This is a genomic window from Cellulomonas aerilata (assembly GCF_007991755.1).
In the GTDB taxonomy this organism is placed as follows: domain Bacteria; phylum Actinomycetota; class Actinomycetes; order Actinomycetales; family Cellulomonadaceae; genus Pengzhenrongella; species Pengzhenrongella aerilata.
The window spans coordinates 124,951-142,130 of sequence record NZ_BJYY01000015.1 but is presented as its reverse complement, the minus strand read 5'-3'; the positions used below and the strand labels follow the sequence as shown (position 1 = coordinate 142,130).

Sequence of the window (17,180 nt, the reverse complement as noted above, 5' to 3'; positions counted from 1 at the left end):
GTGCCCGGCTGCCGCCCCGGCCCGTCGTCATGCCCGAGACGCCGAGGGGTCTTCGTGGACGAGGGCGGGCAGGGCTCGCCACGCACCGGGACCACAGCGGAGAGGCACCATGATCAGCACCAGCGAGATCCAGAACCTGCTCACGTCCGGCGGCACCGTCGTCGGGGACGACGGGGCCTCGATCGGCAAGGTCAGCCAGGTCTTCCTGGACGACCGGACCGGCGACCCGGAGTGGGTCACCGTCACCACCGGACTGTTCGGGACCGGGGAGTCGTTCGTCCCGCTCGGTCAGGCCTCGGTCCGCGGGGACGAGGTCGTCGTGCCCTACGACAAGTCGACCGTCAAGGGCGCTCCCCGCGTCGCCGACTCCAGCGGTCACCTGTCCGAGGCCGAGGAGGCCGAGCTCTACCGGTACTACGGCCTCGACGACACGGGAGGGGTGGACGCCGACGACACCCGTCACGGCACGACCTCGACCGGGACCGGGACCGCGGGCTACGGCGACGCCACGGCCGTCAACCAGCACGGGACGGTCGGCCACGACACGTCGGGCCCGACCACCGACAGCGCGATGACGCGCTCGGAGGAGCGGCTGCACGTCGGGACCGAGCGGGTGGCGACCGGGCGGGCGCGGCTGCGCAAGTACGTCGTCACCGAGCAGGAGACCGTCACCGTCCCGGTCAGCCGGGAGGAGGTGCGGCTCGAGCGCGAGCCGATCACCGACGCGAACGTCGGCGACGCCCTCTCCGGCCCGGCGATCAGCGAGGAGGAGCACGAGGTGGTCCTCACCGAGGAGCGCCCCGTCGTCGACAAGGAGACCGTCCCGGTCGAGCGCGTGCGCCTCGACACCGACGTCGTCACGGAGACCGAGACGGTCACCGAGGACGTCCGCAAGGAGCAGATCGAGCTCGGGGGCGACGCGGACACGCGCCGCGGCACCACCGGGCTGTGACGTGCCGACGGCCCACACCCGCCCGGGAGGACCGGGCGGGCGTGGGCCGTCGTCGTGCGGGTCGGGCTACGGCACGAGCGGCGGCAGCGCAGCGCTGGCCGTGCGGGGCACGAGCCTGCTGCCGTCCGGGACCGGGAAGGGGAACCCGAGGACCGCGAGCCGGCCCCGCACCTGGTTCTGCGCCTGGCAGTCGGACACGCACTCCGTCGGCGGGTTGGCGACCTCGACGGCGTCCTCGCCGGAGACGAAGCCCATGCGGCCGCCGCTGGCGACGTCCCACACGGACACCCCGCCGCAGTGCTGCACGCTCGGCTCCACCGGGACCGCGGTGGTGCACTCCGGCTGCGGGACGCGGTCCGCGACCTGGGCGCTGTCCCGCGCCACGAAGGCGGGCGAGAAGTCGTTCGCGATGTTGACGCGCGTGCTGACCTGGACGCAGAACTGGCTGGGCGGGCCGGTGAGGGCGCTCGTGCACGCCGAGCCGAGGAACTCCCCGACCCGGGCCCGGAACCTCGGGTTGTCGAAGTAGAAGGGCTGGAGCGCGGGGTCGGCGGACGTCGCCAGCGTGTGCGTGATCCGCGTCGCGGTCCCGTCACCACGCTCGGGCTCCATCTGGAAAATCCCACCCTGGGCGCAGTCCTTGGACTGGATCTTCATCGAGAGCCCGCTGCCGCTGCGGCCCAGCTCGAGGACCTCGTCGTCGAGCGTGATCTCGACCGCGCTCGAGAGCGACAGGCCGCGGTGGTCCGGCACCTTGCTCGCGAAGACGGGCGTCGGCCGGCCGCCGGTCATGTCCGCGCGGCTCGCAGCCCCGGTGAAGCCATAGTCCAGGACGGCGAAGTCGGTCAGCCGGACGTCGTAGCCCACGTACCGGCCACGGACCCCGAACGTGCCCGGGCCGAGGAGGTCGGCGGACACGGTGCGCTCGACGTCCGTGCCCGCCACGACGGTCGACCCGGTCGCGAGGTTGACGATCGACCACCCGGCGCCGTCGCACGCGCCGCCCTTCTTGGCCTGTGCGGGGCCGGCCAGGCCGACGACGGCCAGCGGGGCGATGAGGGCGGCGCAGACGAAGGCGACACATCGCCGCCAGCGTTGGGACGTGAGCATGTGATCTCCAGGACGGGCTGAGGGCCAGGAAGCCCTGGCAGCGTCCACCCTGGTCGTGCGGCCGCTCGTCGCCTACTGGACGTGCGGCCTAGTCCTTGTGGTCGAGCCCGGACGGTGCAGCGCCACGGCGCCGTCAGCACCGGCACCGGCACCGGCACCGGCACCGGCATCCGGCGAGCCTGCGCGCGGAAGATCAGGTCGAGAGCGGCCTTGACCCTGACGCAGCGTCAACCCTCCACGCTGGCTGCCATGAGCACCGCACCGACACCCCACGGGGTGCACGAGCCCGCCGTCCTCCTGCGTGGGCTGACCAAGTCGTACCGAGACCTGACCGTGCTCCGGGGCGTGGACCTCGACGTGGCACGCGGCAGCATCGTCGCCCTCCTCGGCTCGAACGGGGCAGGGAAGACCACGGTCATCAAGATCCTGAGCACGCTCCTGAGGGCCGACGGGGGGACCGCCCGGGTGAACGGCTTCGACGTCGCGACCCAGGGGGCCGAGGTCCGCGGGTCGATCAGCCTCACCGGGCAGTTCGCAGCCGTCGACGAGATCCTCACCGGGCGCGAGAACCTCGTCCTCATGGCGAGGCTGCGCCACGTCACCGACCCCGGGGTCGTCGCCGACGACCTGCTCCGGCGGTTCTCGCTGGCGGAGGCGGGCACCCGGCGGGTGGCCACGTACTCCGGCGGCATGCGCCGCCGCCTGGACCTCGCGATGAGCCTCGTCGGGGACCCACCGGTGATCTTCCTCGACGAGCCGACCACCGGGCTCGACCCCCAGGCGCGCATCGAGGTGTGGCGTGCGGTCAGCGAGCTCGCCCGGGGCGGCACCACCGTGCTGCTCACCACCCAGCACCTCGACGAGGCCGAGCAGCTCGCCGACCGGATCGCGATCCTCCACGAGGGCCGGATCACGGTGAACGGCACGCTGGCCGAGCTCCGGAGGCTGCTGCCGCCCGCCGAGGTGGAGTACGTCGAGAAGCAGCCGACCCTCGAGGACGTCTTCCTCGCTGTCGTCGGAGCCGACGCGAGCGGCCACGCCCACCGAGACGACCCCGGCACCCGCACGTCCGACGACCTCACGACCCCCGGGGAGCGACCGTGACCACGCACGTCGTCCAGGACACCGCCGCCCTCCTGGGGCGGTCCCTCCGCCACATCGCTCGCAGCCCGGACACGATCATCACGACCGTCGTCATGCCGATCGCCTTCATGCTGCTGTTCGTCTACGTCCTCGGTGGCGCGATCGAGACCGGGACCGACTCCTACGTCACCTACCTGCTGCCCGGGATCCTGCTGATCACCGTCGCGTCGGGAATCTCGTACACCGCGTACCGGCTCTTCCTCGACACGACGAGCGGCATCTTCGAGCGATTCCACGCCATGCCCATCGCCCGCTCCTCGGTCCTGTGGGCGCACGTGCTGACCTCGCTGGTCGCCAACCTAATCTCGCTCGTGGTCGTCGTCGGCGTCGCCCTCCTCATGGGCTTCCGCTCGGGCGCGGGGGTGTCGGGCTGGCTGGCCGTGACCGGCATCCTGGCCCTGTTCACGGTGGCGCTGACCTGGATCGCCGTCATCCCCGGGCTCACGGCGACGAGCGTGGACGGCGCGAGCGTGTTCTCCTACCCGCTCATCCTCCTGCCGTTCATCAGCTCCGCGTTCGTCCCCACGGCCACCATGCCGGGGCCGGTGCGCTGGTTCGCCGAGCACCAGCCGGTGACCGCGATCGTCGACGCGATCCGCGACCTGCTCACCGGGCAACCGGTCGGCACCGGCATCTGGACCGCGCTCGCCTGGTGCGTGGGCATCCTGGTCGTCGCCTACGTGCTCGCCGACCTGGCCTACCGGCGCCGGATCGCCTGACCGGCCTCGACAGCGCCAGGGCGAGTCCGGGCAGGATCGGGTCATGCTGACGATCGGTCAACTGGCGGCGTACGCCGGCGTCACCGTGCGGGCGGTGCGGCACTACCACCAGATCGGGCTGCTGGCCGAGCCGGAGCGGGACGCGTCGGGCTACCGGCGGTACGGCGCGACGGCGGTCGTGGCGCTGATCAAGGTCCGGACCCTCGCGGACGCCGGCGTCCCGCTCTCCCAGATCGGCGCCATGCTCGAGGCGGACGCGTCGGGCTTCGCCGCGGCCGTCGAGAGCATCGACGCCCGCCTGCTGGCGGAGATCGAGCGTCTGGAGACCAGCCGCAAGCACATCGCGCAGCTCGCCGCCGGGGACAGCCTGGCGCTGCCCCCCGACGCGCTCCGGTACCTCGACCGGCTCCGGGAGCTCGGCGTGTCGGAGCGGATGGTCGAGGGTGAGCGGGACGGCTGGATCCTCGTCGCGGCGCGCTGGCCCGAGGCGATCCACGAGTGGCTGCCCGAGAAGCTCGCGCAGCTCGACGACCCGCGGGTGGTCCGGCTGTACCTCGTCCTGTCGGCGATCTTCGAGGGCGACGCCCACGACGACCCGCGCCTGCAGGAGGCGGCCGACCTCATGGCCGATCTCGCCGACGAGGCAGAGGCGGCCGGCGCGGTCGACCTGGGCGAGGAGGGCCTGGACGACCTGCCCTTCGACCTCCTGGACGCGCTGGCCGTCGAGACCGACCCCCGGACGCAGCGGCTGCGGGACCTCCTGCGGGAGCGTGGCTGGGCACGGTGGACCCGGCTGGAGCGGGTGCCGCAGGCGCCGAGCTGACCGGGCTGCCGCCGGCTACACCGTGTCGGCGAGCCGCATGATCGGCGAGAAGCGGCCGTCGAGGGTCTGGATGTCCCGCAGGTAGACGACGACGCACTGCGCCACGCAGATGCCCAGGGTCCCGGGCTCCACGCCGGCGAGCGCCTGCGCCGCACGCTCGACCGAGGCGCGGCACCGGGCGCAGGGGTGCCGCAGCTCGATCCCGTGCAGGTCGTCCGGACGGGTCATGTACTGGTAGGTCGGCTCGTGGACCGGCCCGAGGAGCGGCAACGGGCTCTGGGCCGCGATGGTGGACACCATCGGCCAGTAGCAGTAGTCGTCCCGCAGGTCCGGCCGGAGCTGCATCGCCTCCTGGGGCACGGCGAACACGACGAGCTCGTCGGTCGGGTCCCGGACGATGTCGCTCATGTTCATCCGTCCCTCCGTGCTGCGCCGGTGTCCTCTCGACTGTCGCCCCGGTCCGCTCGACGGATCAACGAGACCTTGGTCGTACGACCTGCGCGCCGCTCATCCCCCGGCGCAGTCACCGGTCGTGCCGAAGCAGGTGCCGGGTTGCCGGTCCCCGTCGTCGACGACGTCGTCGAGCACGCCGAGGTCCAGGTCGACGACGTCGGCCTGGCCGCCGGCCCCCGTCGTCGGCACGAGGCCGTCCGGGCACGGGACCGCCTCGGTGCGCACCCGGCCGAGGTCGTCGCCGTCCGGGCCCGACATGGTCACCCGCAGGCAGGCGCCGGCACTGGCGTCCTCGGCGAGCAGGCCACCCCCGCGCTCCACCTGGACGCCGATCGGGCGGGTCACGACGAGCACCCCGCCGTCCGCCCGCTCGACCCGGCCGCCGCCGGTCAGGTCGCCGGACGACTGCAGCTCCTCCAGCGTCACCCGGGCGGACAGGTCGGGCGAGGACGCCACCCAGAGGACCGCCGCCCCGTGCACCTCCCGCGCGGCAGCCTCGAGCTCGCGCCGGGCCTGGTCCTCCACCGACCCGGCGCATCCCGCGACGAGGAGCAGGGTCGCCGCGGCGGCCGCCGCGACGCCCGGACGCTGACCAGGGGGCATGCGCGCAGTATGGCCGAGGGGCCGACGGCAGGCCGGCCGCTGAGGGGCCGACCGGGCCGGCCGACCGACGGGCCGGACGACCGACCGACGGGCCGACCGACCGACGGGCCGACCGGACGCTCGGCGCCGGCGTCAGGCGGCCACGGTGGGCGCCTCCCCGTGCTCGACGAGGATCGCGTCCAGCAGCGCCCCGGGGATCGGGCTCCATGCGGGCCCGACGCGGCCCTGGAACCGGTCGGCCACGCCGGTGGTCACCAGCACGACGTCGTCGAAGACCACCTCGATCGGGCGGGCGAAGGCTCCGGGACGCCCGGCGTCCCCAGGCGTGTACGCCAGCGGCGGCAGGCCGTGGGCCACCAGGACGCGGATCGGCTCCGGGTGGGTCTCCCAGCGGTCCAGCCACTCGCGTGCCCCCTGTCCCGCGGCGCCTGGCAGCGGGCACATCTCCGTACCGCCCGGGTGCACCATCCACCCGACGGGCGCCGGGTCGATCACCGGCACCTCGATGGTGGTGTAGCCGTCGTGGGAGTAGAACGCGCGCACCGCGGCGGGGTCGGCCCCCAGGTCACGGAGCTGGTCGGTGACGTCGTCCAGCCAGGTGACGTAGGCGTCGTCGGCGGCGCCGTACGCGGAAATCACCGCACGGTCCGTGCACATCAGGTGCTCAGGCATGGCTCCTCCGTGGCGCAGGCTGCGGGTCCTCTGTGACGCTCACACCCTCCACCCCGCCACCGACATGCCCGCCGTCCCGCGCCGTGGAGACCTCGTCGGCGGCCCTACGCTGGGCCGATGCCGGCTCTGGGCACCAAGCTGCACCTGCCCGCGCCCCGTCGCCGGCTGGTCGAGCGCCCGCGGCTGGTCGAGCGGCTGCCCACCGAGGACGGACCGATGCCTCGGCTGGTCCTCGTCGCCGCACCGGCCGGCTTCGGCAAGACCACGCTGCTGACGCAGTGGCTGGCGGGGTCGCCCGCGCGCGTGGCGTGGCTCGCGCTGGACGCCGCGGACTCCGACCCCCGCCCTTTCCTCAGCCACCTCGTCGCCGCGATCCAGGTGGCGGCTCCCGGGGTCGGGAGCGACGCGCTCGCGCTGCTGGCGACCGGTGGACCCGCACCGGTGGAGGCCGTCCTGGTCAGCCTGGTCGACGACCTCGACCTGCTCCCCGGCCCCACGGTGGTGGCGCTGGACGACTACCACGTGATCGACGACGCCGACGTCCACCGGGCGCTGGCCTTCCTCGTGGACAACCTGCCGCCGCAGGTGACGCTGGCGATGACCACGCGGGCCGACCCGGCGTTGCCGCTGGCGCGACTGCGCGCGCGCGGCGAGCTGGTGGAGGTCCGTGCCGCGGACCTGAGGTTCACGTCCGACGAGGCGGGGACCTTCCTCGCCGACGTGATGGGTCTGCGGCTGGAGCCCCCGCTCGTGGCGGCGCTGGAGGCCCGGACCGAGGGCTGGGCGGCCGGGCTCCAGCTCGCGGCGCTGTCCGCCCGGACACGTGCCGTCGACGGGACCGGGGACGTCGCGGGCTTCGTCCACGCCTTCTCCGGGAGCCACCGCTTCGTCCTGGACTACCTCGTCGAGGAGGTCCTGGACCGGCAGCCGGACGACGTGCGCGCGTTCCTGCTCGACACCTGCGTCCTCGACGCGCTGACCGGCGACCTCTGCGACGCGGTGACCGGCCGGTCCGACGGCCGGGCGGCCCTGGAGGTGCTCGAGCGGGAGAACCTGTTCCTCGTCCCGCTCGACGACGAGCGCCGGTGGTACCGGTACCACCACCTGTTCGCGGACGCGCTGCGCGCGCGTCTGGCCGCCACGCACGGCGACCCGGCTCCCCGCCTCCATGCCGCCGCTGCCCGGTGGCTCGCCGCGAACGGGTTCGCCGTCGACGCCGTCCACCACGCGATCGCGAGCGGTGACCACGAGCACGCCGCCGACCTGGTCGAGCTGACCGTGCCCGACCTGCGCCGGCGCCGTCAGGACCGGACCCTGCGCGCCTGGCTGGGCGCGCTGCCCGAGGACGTCGTCCGGCGCCGGCCGCTGCTCTGCACCTTCGTGGCGTGGAGCCGGCTCGCCGCGGGCGACGTCGACGCGGTGGAGGCGTGGCTCGACGCCGCCGAGACCGGCCTGGGGGCCGCGCCGCCGTCGTCCGTCCCGGCCACCGGCCCGCTCGCCCGGGCTGCCCACGACCGCGACGACGAGATCCGCTCCCTCCCCGCGATGATCGCCGTCTACCGCGCCTCCGTGGCCCAGGCCCGTGGCGACGTCGACGGCACGGTCGGTCACGCCCGTCGGGCGCTGGGGCTGGCCGGACCGGAGGACCACTTCCCTCGCGCCGCCGCCGCGGGCTTCGTCGGACTCGCCGCCTGGGCCGCGGGGGACCTCGACACCGCCGTGGACACCTTCGGCCAGGCCGTGGCCGGCCTCGGCGCGGCCGGCATGGTGGCGGACGAGCTGGGCGCGACCGTCGTGCTGGCCACCCTGTGGCTCGCGCGGGGACGCCCGGACGAGGCTCGGCGGCGGTACGAGCGTGCGCTCGCGGCAGCGCAGACGCACCCCGGACCGGTCCTGCCCACCACGGGCGACCTGCACGTCGGCCTCGCCGACGTGCTGCGCGAGCAGGGCGACCTGGAGGCGGCCGCGCGACACCTGGAGGCGGCCCGACGGCTGGGCGACGCCGCGTCGCTGCCGGAGAACCGGCACCGCTGGTACACCGCGACGGCCGCGCTGCTGCGGGCCACGGGCGACCTGGACGGCGCCGTCGCGATGCTGGACCGGGCCGAGCCGCTCTACCTGCCCGGGTACTTCCCCGACGTGCGGCCGATCGCCGCGACCCGGGCGCGGGTGCGCCTGGCCCAGGGCCGGACTGCGGACGCCCGGGCGTGGGCAGTCGAGCGCGGCGTCACGCCCCACGACCCGGTGACGTACCTGGGCGAGCACGACGCGCTGACGCTGGCCCGCCTGCTCGTCGCCGAGCGCCAGGCGGGACCCGCGCTGGACCTGGTCGACCGGGTGCTGGCCGCGGCTCGCGCAGCCACGCGCGGCGGCAGCGTGGTCGAGGCGCTGCTGGTGCGCGCGCTCGCCCACCGCGCCCACGGCGACGCGCACGCGGCCGGCGCCGACCTCGCGGCGGCGCTGACCCTCGGCGTGCCGACGGGTCATCGCCGCCTGTTCCTCGACGAGGGTCAGCCGGTGGTCGAGCTGCTCGAGCAGGTCGCCGCCGTGGCGGCGGCGGACGTCCGGACGCACGCCCGACACGTGCTGGCCGTCGGTCGGCGACCCGCGGCGTCCGGACCCGCCGGTCCGGTCGGACCGGTCGGTCCGGTCGGTCCCGGCGGCGGTGCCGCGACCGTGGCCCCCGAGGGGCTCAGCGAGCGGGAGCGGGAGGTGCTGCGCCTGCTGGCGACCGAGCTCACCGGGCCGGAGATCGCGCGGCAGCTGTTCGTCTCGGTGAACACGCTGCGCACGCACACCCGGCACGTGTTCACCAAGCTCGGCGTGAGCACCCGGCGGGCCGCGGTGCGCCGGGCGGAGGACCTCGGGCTGCTGTGACGCCCGGACCACCAGCGGGAGTGGCACCGGTGGTGCACAGGCCCGGACCACCGGCCGGGATCACCACCCCGGTCACCACAGGTGGTGACGCGGCCTCACCAGGTCCGTCCCTAGCGTCCGGGACGTCGCCGGGCACCCCGTCCGGCACCGAGCACCAGGAGCCCGCCATGACCCTCACGAGCCGCCGCCTCACCGCGGTCGCCGGCCTGTGCGCCGCAGCCGCCGGCGTCATCTTCATCGGCGTGCAGGTCGACCACCCGCCGGCCGACGTCGCCCACCTCGTCAGCACCGAGATGCTGGTCCGCGAGACCGCGAAGGCGCTGATGGCCGCGCTGGCGCTGGTCGGCCTCACCGGTCTGCTCCTGCGCCACCGCGATCGTCTGGGCGTCGTCGGGCTGACCGGCTTCGTGGTGCTGACGGTCGGCTACCTCGCCCTGTTCGCCGTCCAGTGCATCGTCGCCTACGTCCTGCCGACGGTCGCCCGGTCGGACCCCGGGTACGTCCAGGACGTCCTCGACGTCGCCGTCGGCGGCAGCCCGAGCGGCGACATCGGCGCGATGCAGGAGCTCCTCCTCGTCTCCGGGGTCGGCTACGCGCTGGGCGGTCTGCTCTTCGGGGTCGCGCTCTTCCGCGCCGGCGTGGCGGCTCGCTGGGCGTCCCTCCTGCTCGCGTACGGCACCACCTCCGCCCTCGCCCTGTCGGTGCTGCCCGAGTCGTTCAACCGGCCGTTCGCGGTGCCGACCGGCGTCGCGCTCGTGGGCCTCGGCCTGGGCCTGTGGCGGGACCAGCGCGCAGCAGCGGTGGCGGGCGACGCCGTACCGGCCGTGGTCCGGGACGTCGTGGCCGGGGCCGTGCCGACCGGCGCGTCGGCCGCCGCGCGGGTCGACGCACCGCTCGCCGGCCGGTGACCGGCGTGGTCGACGCGGGCACCCGGGTGGGGGCCGGTCCGACGACGTACACGATCCGCGTCGACGGCCACCTCGACGACCACTGGTCCAGCCGGCTCGGGGAGCCGGACCTGACCCGGGAGGTGGACGGCACCACGACCCTCACCGTCGCCGTGGCGGACCAGGCGCAGCTCCACGGCGTGCTCGCCGGTCTGCGCGACATCGGCGCCGTCCTCACCGAGCTCCGCGTCACCGGGGTCCGCGTCACCGAGGCCGAGATCACCGAGGCCGAGGTCGCCGAGGCCCGGGCCACCAGGGCCACAACCGACGCGGCACCGTGGACGACGTCGAGCCGACCCGGGTGTCCGGGCTACGCGACGCCGGCCGACGAGCGGCCGGACGACTGACGGCGGGTCGGCCCGCGCCGGGCCTGCCGCCGGTCCCCCGTCAGGCGCTCGGCCCGGACGTCCCCACCTCCACCGTGCCCACCTCCACCGCGACGGGCTCGGCCGCCCGGCCCTCCGGCACCGGCGCGGCGAGCCGTCGCCGCAGCACGACCTGGGTCCCGCGGTCGCCGTGCGCGACCTGCACGTCGTCCATCAGCTCCCGCATGAGGTAGATGCCGCGACCGCGGTCCCGCCCGCGTGCCGCCCGCCACCGGCCCCAGTCCCGCACCACCAGCTCCACCACGCCGTCGTCGCGGTCGGCGACCACCTGGATGTCGGCCCGGCCCGGGCCGTAGGCGTGCTCGATCGCATTGGTGGCGGCCTCCGAGACGGCGACCGTGATCTCGTACACCTCCTCCTCGGTGGCCCCCGACTCGGTCAACCAGCGCTCCAGGCCGGCCCGCAGGGTGGAGAGCTGCTCCGCCTGCGCGGGCAGCATGAAGTCCAGGTGCGGGCCCAGCACCCGCTGGGCGGACACGACGAGCAGCGCGACGTCGTCCGCGGCGGGACGCCCCCCGAGCATCCCGGCCAGGACCCGGTCGCACAGCACCTCGAGGTCCCCCTGCGTCCCGACGTCGGCGACCGTCCGCTCCAGCAGGGCCAGCCCGGCGTCGACGGCCTCGTCCCGGCGCTCGACCAGGCCGTCGGTGTAGAGGACCAGCACGCTGCCCGCGGTCAGGTGGTACCGCGTGGTGGGGTAGCGCACCTCGCGCAGGGCGCCGACCGGGGGGCACGGCTCGGTCTCCAGGTACCGGCTGGCGAGCTCGCCGTGGTGGCCGCCGACGAGCAGCGGCGGGTAGTGGCCCGCGCTGGCGACCCGCAGCTCGGCGGTCACGGGGTCCAGGACGGCGTACATGACGGTCGCCATGCCGCCCAGACCCTGGTGCATGCACAGCCGGTTCAGCCGCTCCAGGACGGAGCCCGGGTCGTCACCCTCGGCCGCGCACGCGCGCAGCCCGGCGCGCAGCTGGCCCATGCTCGCGGCCGCGTCGAGGTCGTGCCCGACGACGTCCCCCATGACCAGTCCCACCTCGCCGCTGGGCAGGTGGATGACGTCGTACCAGTCCCCGCCCACCTCGGTGCCCACGGACGCCGGGACGTAGCGCGCGGCGAGCCCGACCCCCGGCACGTCCGGGAGGCTGTCGGGCAGGAGGCTGTGCTGCAGCAGCTCCGCGGCGCCGCGCTCGCGGGCGAGCGCGGCAGCGACCCGTCCGCCGAGGCGGTTCAGCATCAGGGCCAGCACCAGGGTGGCGAGGAAGGCGGCCGCCGCGGAGGCGACGGTGCCGGTGCGCACCGTGCGCTCCGCCTGCCTGGCCTCGCGCTGCTCCGCGTTCGCCTCGCTGCTCATCGCCTGGGTGACGAGAGCCTGCGGTCCGGTGAGGGCGGCGAACTCGGCGTCCAGACCGTCGGCCAGCCGCGCTGCGCCGGGCGGGTCGACGGCGGCCACCCGGTTGAACTCCAGGGCGTGCTCGGCGTACTCCTCCTGCATCGGGCGCACCTCGCGCAGCGGCTCGCGGACCTCCCGGGGAAGGTCCGCGGCGTCCACCTTGGCCAGCAGGCTGCGGAACGTGGTGACGTCCCGGTCCAGCGCCTCCCGGGCGAGGGCGAGCTCGCGCCCGTCAGCCTGCTGCACGGCGAGGACGTCCCCGCGGATGGCGTCGTGGGCCATGTCGGCGAGGATGAAGTCCACCTGGGCCGAGGTGATGCGGTCCGCCTCCGCGTGGGCGTCGTTGACCGTCTCCAACGAGGCGAGCGCCGTCCCCATGAGTGCCAGCGGGATGACCGCCGCCCCGAGGCCGATCGCCGCGAGCTTGCGTCGTGGGTCGAGCTGGCGCACCCGTTCGATACCGGGCGGCGCGCTCACCCACGGGTCACGTGCCCTGCTCCGTCCGCGCACCGTCGCCCCCCGTCCCGCACGGCGCCCGTCCGGCGGGCGTGCACCCATCATCACCGCCGGGCGCGGACCGCGGGAAGGTTCGGGCAAGACCCTCGCCCCGGAGCCGGCCCGGATCCGACACGCCGCCCCGACGGCTCTCCGACGGCTGCCCGGCGCGACCCCCGACCGCTAGAGTTCGGCTGTCCGAACTTCCGGCGCGGCGCCGCATCGAGGAGGCCGACGTGACCCGCGTGGACGAGTCCCCCCCGCCCAGCCGTCCCCTGCCTCGCGCCCGGTCCGGCGCGCGCTCGCGACTCGTCCTGCTGGGTCCGGCGTTCGTCGCGGCGGTCGCCTACGTCGACCCGGGCAACGTCGCCGCCAACCTCACGGCAGGCGCCCGGTACGGCTACGGGCTCGTGTGGGTCCTGGTGCTGGCCAACGCCATGGCGGTCGTCGTGCAGTACCAGTCCGCCAAGCTCGGGCTGGTGACGGGCCGCAGCCTGCCGGAGCTGCTCGGGCACCGGATGCGCACCCGACCCCGGCGCCTCTACTGGGTGCAGGCCGAGGCGGTGGCCGCGGCGACCGACCTCGCCGAGGTCATCGGCGGCGCGGTCGCCCTGCACCTGCTGTTCGGTCTGCCGCTGCTGGCGGGCGGGGTCCTGGTCGGCGCCGCCTCCATGCTGCTGCTGGCCGTGCAGTCCAGCCGTGGTCAGCGTCCGTTCGAGGGTGCGGTCGTGGCGCTGCTCGCGGTGATCGCCGGCGGCTTCCTCACCGGCCTGTTCGTCAACCCGCCGGACGCCGGCGCGGCCCTGTCCGGCCTCGTCCCGCGGCTGGAGGACACCGGCACCGTGCTGCTGGCCGCGAGCATGATCGGCGCGACCGTCATGCCGCACGCGATCTACCTGCACTCGGCCCTGGTGCGCGACCGGCACGGCCACCAGACGGACCCCGCCACCCTGGCGCGCCTCGTCCGGGTCACCCGCCTCGACGTCGTCGGCGCGCTCCTCTTCGCCGGGGCGGTCAACATCGCGATGCTCCTGCTGGCGGCCTCGAGCCTGCCGGGTCGGGAGGGGACGGACACCATCGAGGGTGCCCACGCGGCCATCGCCGACGCCCTCGGACCCGTGGTCGCGGTGGTCTTCGCGATCGGGCTGCTCGCGTCGGGTTTCGCGTCCACCTCGGTCGGCTGCTACGCCGGCGCCACGATCATGGGCGGGCTCCTGCGGCTGCGACTCCCGTTGCTGGCCCGGCGCGTCGTCACGCTGATCCCGGCCCTGCTCGTCCTGGGCGCCGGGCTGGAGCCGACCCGGGCGCTCGTCCTCAGCCAGGTGCTGCTGAGCTTCGGCATCCCGTTCGCGCTGATCCCGCTGATCCGGCTCACCGGCGACCGCACGGTCATGGGCGTCCACGTGGACGGTCCGGCGCTGCGGGTCGCCTGCTGGTCGATCGCGGCACTGATCATCGCGCTCAACGCGGCGCTCATCGTGCTGACCGTCACCGGCACCGCCTGATCGCGCGGGACCCGGGCCGTCGGCAGGGGAAGCCGTGGGCATGGGCGCGGGCGCGGGGGAAGATGGGAGGGGCCGCCCTGGCCACCGACGCACCACCCGACCGACCATCCGACCGACCGACCGAGCGCGAGGAGACGGACATGCGCGACCCACGTGCGGCGTCGCTGGGCCTCGCGGCGCTCCTGGTGCTGGCCGGCTGCTCCTCCGACGGCGGTGACCTCGGCGACCTGCGCGAGTCCGTCGGGTCCGCGGCGGACGACGCACGCGGCGCGCTCGACGACGCGCGCGCCGCCGTCGACGACGCCCGTTCGGCGATCGACGACGTGCGCGCCGACCTCGAGGGGATCGACCCGGACGCCCGCGCCGCCGTCGAGGACGCCGTCCGGACGTCCACGGACGCGATCGACGAGGCGACCACGGCGCTGGAGGAGTCGGCATCGGACCCGGAGGCCGCCCGCGCGGAGGCCGAGCAGGCGCTGCAGGAGGCGCAGGCCCAGCTGGACGAGGCGGCCGGCTCAGTGGACGCCGGAGCGGCCGAGGCCCTCAGCACGCTGTCCGACGCGATCGACGACCTCAGCGGGCGGCTGCAGCAGGCAGGGTGACCGGACCGGTGCCGGAACCGGACCGCGGTCGCAACTGGACCGGTGACCGCACCGCGGCAGGGGGCGCGGTGGCCGGTGTCGGCGACGCGGTCGGCCTCCGAGAGATTCACCCGTCCGCCCGCCGACCTCACCCGCCGGGATCCTGGCGGTCGACCGTCGACCGGCCGATGGTCGAGGTATGGCCCACCCCGACGCACACCGGACGCAGGACGAGCCCACCGACCGCTGGTGGGTCGTCGCGGCGTGGCTGTCGCTCGGGCTCGTGATGGTCGGGGGCCTGGCCGGCGCCGCCGGTCTCGGCTGACCCCGCAGCAGGGCAGGCCACGGCAGAGCACGTCAGAGCACGGCAGAGCTCGGCGGAGCCCGCGGTCTCAGCCGAGCGGCGTGCTCAGCGCTGGTGCCAGCCCCCGCGGCGGTAGGCCGGCGTCGCCAGGGCGAGCACCAGGAGCGCGATCGCCGCGGTCCCGCTCATCACCAGCGCCATCGCACGGGCGTCCCCACCGAGCACCCCGACCAGCGGGCTGACCACCCCGGCCACACCGGCCTGCATGCAGCCGATGAACGCCGCCGCCGTACCGGCGATCTCGCCGTGCCGGCTCAGGGCCAGTGCGGAGGCGTTCGGGGCGATGAAGTTGATCAGCGAGAGCAGCACGAAGAGGACCGCGAGCAGCCCGCCCAGTCCTCCGGCGCCCGTGAAGACCACGATCCCGAGCGTCACGGCCAGGGCGAGCACCGCGGGCTGCGCCAGCCGCAGGAGGCGGATCGGCGCCATCCGCTTGACCAGGTACGCGTTCACCTGAGCACCCGCGACGAGCCCCACGCCGTTCATGGCGAACAGCAGCGCGAACTCGTGCGCGGACAGGTCGAACTGCTCGCGCAGCACGAAGGGGGACCCGACGACGTAGGCGAACAGGGTCGCCATCGCCAGGCCCGGCAGGACCGCGAGCGCCACGAAGTGCCCGTCGCGCAGCAGCGTCCGGAACCCGCTGAGCGCGGTGCGCAGACCGCCCTCCCGACGGCGCTCAGGCGGCAGGGTCTCGGGCAGCCGGAGCCACACCACCAGCCACAGACCGACGCCGAACAGCGCGAGCGCGACGAACACCCCGCGCCAGCCGACCTCGCCCGCGATGAGCCCGCCCACGCTGGGCGCGAACAGGGGCGCGACGCCGATGACGAGCATGAGCCGGGAGATCACCGCGGACGCGTCCGACCCGACGAACCGGTCCCGGATGACCGCCATCGCGACCACCGTCGCGGACGCGTTGAAGAAGCCCTGGACCACGCGGGCGCCGATGAGCGCCTCGATGTTCGGCGCGACGGCGCACACCAGGGACATGACGACGTGCAGCGTCACGCCGATGAGCACCGGGCGGCGCCGGCCCCACCGGTCGGACAGCGGGCCGATCACCAGCTGGCCGAAGGCGCCGCCGATCAGCGTCGCCGTCATCGTCAGCTGGACGGCGGTCGCCGTGGTGCCCAGGTCGCGCGCGACCTCGGGCAGCGACGGCAGGTAGATGTCGGTCGTGATCGCCGGGAGAGCGGTCATCGACCCGAGCATCAGGACGTACTTGGCGTTGGGTCGGTAGGTGGGGCGGGTCTCGACGACGTCACTCATCACGGCCATCCTCCCACCGGTGGGCCGATGGGTCGAATCGATACGACATCGACCGGCCCACCGCCCGACCCCGGCACCCGCCGTCTGTCGGCGGCATACGGCAGGCTGGGCTCATGTGCGGCCGCTACGCCTCCTTCCGGGAGGCCCAGGACCTCGCCGACGCCTTCGCCCTGGCCTCCGTGGCCGACGACGCGCGGCTGCTCCCGCCGTCGTGGAACGTCGCCCCCACGGACGGCGTGCGCATGGTCGTCGAGCGCCCCGAGCGCCTCGAGGACGGCAGCCAGGGAGCCCTCGAGCGCAGCATGCGGACCGCCCGGTGGGGCCTCGTGCCGTCGTGGGCGAAGGACCCCTCGATCGGCTCGCGGATGATCAACGCCCGCGCCGAGACGGTGGCCACCAAGCCGGCCTTCGCCCGGGCGATGGCGGTGCGCCGGGCGCTGCTGCCCGCGGACGGCTACTACGAGTGGCAGCCCGCACCGCAGGGGGCGGCGAAGAAGACGAAGCAGCCGTTCTACATCCACACCTCCGACGGCTCGCCGCTGGCCCTGGCGGGGCTGTACGAGTTCTGGAAGGACCCGTCCAAGCCGGACGACGACCCGGACCGCTGGCTGGTCAGCGCGACCGTCATCACCACGACCGCCGTGGACGAGATGGGCCACATCCACGACCGGCAGCCGATCATGCTGCTGCCCGACGCGTGGGACGCCTGGCTCGACCCGGCGGTCGGGTCGGACGGCGCCGTCGAGCTGCTGTCCTCCACCCAGCCGTCCCTGACGGCGACCCCGGTCTCCACCGCGGTCAACGCGGTCCGCAACGACGGGCCCGAGCTGATCCTGCCAGTCGACCCGGCCTGAGCCGGCGGGCGCCGGCGCGCCGTCGTCGGGGGCCCGG

17 protein-coding genes are annotated in these 17,180 nt (G+C 74.9%); 11 read left to right on the top strand and 6 right to left on the bottom strand.

Annotated features, from left to right (window positions below; genetic code table 11):
• The first annotated feature begins 109 nt into the window (after window positions 1–109).
• Window positions 110–952 carry a DUF2382 domain-containing protein gene (locus tag CAE01nite_RS12495; RefSeq protein ID WP_146904951.1) on the top strand — a complete coding sequence of 281 codons (843 nt, stop codon included), beginning with the start codon at window positions 110–112 and terminating at the stop codon, window positions 950–952.
• A gap of 66 nt (window positions 953–1,018) precedes the next feature.
• Here CAE01nite_RS12495 and CAE01nite_RS12490 read toward each other — a convergent pair whose 3' ends face one another.
• Complete coding sequence (locus CAE01nite_RS12490) at window positions 1,019–2,062, bottom strand: hypothetical protein (protein ID WP_222595919.1); 1,044 nt, start codon at window positions 2,060–2,062, stop codon at window positions 1,019–1,021.
• 249 nt (window positions 2,063–2,311) lie between these two features.
• Between CAE01nite_RS12490 and CAE01nite_RS12485 the strand changes: the two genes are divergently transcribed.
• The 3 genes from CAE01nite_RS12485 to CAE01nite_RS12475 are packed head-to-tail and all read left to right on the top strand — an operon-like array spanning window position 2,312 to window position 4,747.
• A complete protein-coding gene (locus CAE01nite_RS12485; protein WP_146904945.1) occupies window positions 2,312–3,166 on the top strand; it encodes an ABC transporter ATP-binding protein in 855 nt (284 codons plus the stop codon).
• Window positions 3,163–3,924: an ABC transporter permease gene (locus CAE01nite_RS12480; RefSeq protein WP_146904942.1), complete on the top strand. Its 762-nt coding sequence runs from the start codon at window positions 3,163–3,165 to the stop codon at window positions 3,922–3,924. The genes CAE01nite_RS12485 and CAE01nite_RS12480 overlap by 4 nt, the downstream gene beginning before the upstream one ends.
• A gap of 43 nt (window positions 3,925–3,967) precedes the next feature.
• The gene (locus CAE01nite_RS12475; RefSeq protein WP_146904940.1) at window positions 3,968–4,747 is read left to right on the top strand and encodes a MerR family transcriptional regulator; all 780 of its coding nucleotides are present in this window, start codon (window positions 3,968–3,970) and stop codon (window positions 4,745–4,747) included.
• A gap of 15 nt (window positions 4,748–4,762) precedes the next feature.
• Here the strand turns inward: CAE01nite_RS12475 and CAE01nite_RS12470 are convergent, their stop codons facing one another.
• The 3 genes from CAE01nite_RS12470 to CAE01nite_RS12460 form a co-directional block, all read right to left on the bottom strand.
• On the bottom strand, window positions 4,763–5,155 hold the full coding sequence (locus CAE01nite_RS12470) for a hypothetical protein (protein WP_146904938.1): 393 nt from the start codon (window positions 5,153–5,155) through the stop codon (window positions 4,763–4,765).
• A gap of 99 nt (window positions 5,156–5,254) precedes the next feature.
• Window positions 5,255–5,803: a hypothetical protein gene (locus tag CAE01nite_RS12465; protein ID WP_146904935.1), complete on the bottom strand. Its 549-nt coding sequence runs from the start codon at window positions 5,801–5,803 to the stop codon at window positions 5,255–5,257.
• 132 nt (window positions 5,804–5,935) lie between these two features.
• Complete coding sequence (locus CAE01nite_RS12460; protein ID WP_146904932.1) at window positions 5,936–6,475, bottom strand: hypothetical protein; 540 nt, start codon at window positions 6,473–6,475, stop codon at window positions 5,936–5,938.
• 117 nt (window positions 6,476–6,592) lie between these two features.
• On the opposite strand from CAE01nite_RS12460, the gene CAE01nite_RS12455 reads away from it, so the two are divergent.
• From CAE01nite_RS12455 to CAE01nite_RS18200, 3 genes are all read left to right on the top strand, one after another.
• Complete coding sequence (locus CAE01nite_RS12455) at window positions 6,593–9,352, top strand: winged helix-turn-helix domain-containing protein (protein WP_146904929.1); 2,760 nt, start codon at window positions 6,593–6,595, stop codon at window positions 9,350–9,352.
• A gap of 167 nt (window positions 9,353–9,519) precedes the next feature.
• Entirely contained in the window at window positions 9,520–10,260 is a 741-nt protein-coding gene (locus tag CAE01nite_RS12450; RefSeq protein WP_186816578.1) for a hypothetical protein, read from the top strand.
• Between the two features lie 5 nt (window positions 10,261–10,265).
• On the top strand, window positions 10,266–10,646 hold the full coding sequence (locus CAE01nite_RS18200) for a DUF8691 family protein (protein WP_186816577.1): 381 nt from the start codon (window positions 10,266–10,268) through the stop codon (window positions 10,644–10,646).
• Window positions 10,647–10,686: 40 nt separating this feature from the next.
• On the opposite strand, the gene CAE01nite_RS12440 is transcribed toward CAE01nite_RS18200, so the two are convergent.
• Complete coding sequence (locus CAE01nite_RS12440; RefSeq protein WP_186816576.1) at window positions 10,687–12,549, bottom strand: ATP-binding SpoIIE family protein phosphatase; 1,863 nt, start codon at window positions 12,547–12,549, stop codon at window positions 10,687–10,689.
• 293 nt (window positions 12,550–12,842) lie between these two features.
• Between CAE01nite_RS12440 and CAE01nite_RS12435 the strand changes: the two genes are divergently transcribed.
• The 3 genes from CAE01nite_RS12435 to CAE01nite_RS18790 all read left to right on the top strand — a co-directional run bounded on the left by CAE01nite_RS12435 (window position 12,843) and on the right by CAE01nite_RS18790 (window position 14,978).
• On the top strand, window positions 12,843–14,072 hold the full coding sequence (locus CAE01nite_RS12435) for an Nramp family divalent metal transporter (RefSeq protein ID WP_146905108.1): 1,230 nt from the start codon (window positions 12,843–12,845) through the stop codon (window positions 14,070–14,072).
• A gap of 140 nt (window positions 14,073–14,212) precedes the next feature.
• Window positions 14,213–14,674 carry a hypothetical protein gene (locus tag CAE01nite_RS12430; RefSeq protein WP_146904923.1) on the top strand — a complete coding sequence of 154 codons (462 nt, stop codon included), beginning with the start codon at window positions 14,213–14,215 and terminating at the stop codon, window positions 14,672–14,674.
• A 178-nt stretch (window positions 14,675–14,852) separates the two neighbouring features.
• The gene (locus tag CAE01nite_RS18790; protein ID WP_281285600.1) at window positions 14,853–14,978 is read left to right on the top strand and encodes a hypothetical protein; all 126 of its coding nucleotides are present in this window, start codon (window positions 14,853–14,855) and stop codon (window positions 14,976–14,978) included.
• A gap of 84 nt (window positions 14,979–15,062) precedes the next feature.
• On the opposite strand, the gene CAE01nite_RS12425 is transcribed toward CAE01nite_RS18790, so the two are convergent.
• Complete coding sequence (locus CAE01nite_RS12425; RefSeq protein ID WP_246131183.1) at window positions 15,063–16,289, bottom strand: multidrug effflux MFS transporter; 1,227 nt, start codon at window positions 16,287–16,289, stop codon at window positions 15,063–15,065.
• A 113-nt stretch (window positions 16,290–16,402) separates the two neighbouring features.
• Here CAE01nite_RS12425 and CAE01nite_RS12420 point away from each other — a divergent pair, with 113 nt between their 5' ends.
• Complete coding sequence (locus tag CAE01nite_RS12420; RefSeq protein ID WP_146904917.1) at window positions 16,403–17,143, top strand: SOS response-associated peptidase; 741 nt, start codon at window positions 16,403–16,405, stop codon at window positions 17,141–17,143.
• Window positions 17,144–17,180: the final 37 nt, after the last annotated feature.

What these genes read in the sequence shown, in the direction of transcription:
- CAE01nite_RS18790 (WP_281285600.1), top strand. Translation starts at nt 14,853, where the DNA reads ATGGCCCACCCCGACGCACACCGGACGCAGGACGAGCCCACCGACCGC.
- CAE01nite_RS12475 (WP_146904940.1), top strand. Translation starts at nt 3,968, where the DNA reads ATGCTGACGATCGGTCAACTGGCGGCGTACGCCGGCGTCACCGTGCGG.
- CAE01nite_RS12490 (WP_222595919.1), bottom strand. Translation starts at nt 2,062, where the DNA reads ATGCTCACGTCCCAACGCTGGCGGCGATGTGTCGCCTTCGTCTGCGCC.
- CAE01nite_RS12465 (WP_146904935.1), bottom strand. Translation starts at nt 5,803, where the DNA reads ATGCCCCCTGGTCAGCGTCCGGGCGTCGCGGCGGCCGCCGCGGCGACC.
- CAE01nite_RS12460 (WP_146904932.1), bottom strand. Translation starts at nt 6,475, where the DNA reads ATGCCTGAGCACCTGATGTGCACGGACCGTGCGGTGATTTCCGCGTAC.
- CAE01nite_RS12425 (WP_246131183.1), bottom strand. Translation starts at nt 16,289, where the DNA reads ATGAGTGACGTCGTCGAGACCCGCCCCACCTACCGACCCAACGCCAAG.
- CAE01nite_RS12420 (WP_146904917.1), top strand. Translation starts at nt 16,403, where the DNA reads ATGTGCGGCCGCTACGCCTCCTTCCGGGAGGCCCAGGACCTCGCCGAC.
- CAE01nite_RS12450 (WP_186816578.1), top strand. Translation starts at nt 9,520, where the DNA reads ATGACCCTCACGAGCCGCCGCCTCACCGCGGTCGCCGGCCTGTGCGCC.
- CAE01nite_RS12455 (WP_146904929.1), top strand. Translation starts at nt 6,593, where the DNA reads ATGCCGGCTCTGGGCACCAAGCTGCACCTGCCCGCGCCCCGTCGCCGG.
- CAE01nite_RS12470 (WP_146904938.1), bottom strand. Translation starts at nt 5,155, where the DNA reads ATGAGCGACATCGTCCGGGACCCGACCGACGAGCTCGTCGTGTTCGCC.
- CAE01nite_RS12495 (WP_146904951.1), top strand. Translation starts at nt 110, where the DNA reads ATGATCAGCACCAGCGAGATCCAGAACCTGCTCACGTCCGGCGGCACC.
- CAE01nite_RS12430 (WP_146904923.1), top strand. Translation starts at nt 14,213, where the DNA reads ATGCGCGACCCACGTGCGGCGTCGCTGGGCCTCGCGGCGCTCCTGGTG.
- CAE01nite_RS12485 (WP_146904945.1), top strand. Translation starts at nt 2,312, where the DNA reads ATGAGCACCGCACCGACACCCCACGGGGTGCACGAGCCCGCCGTCCTC.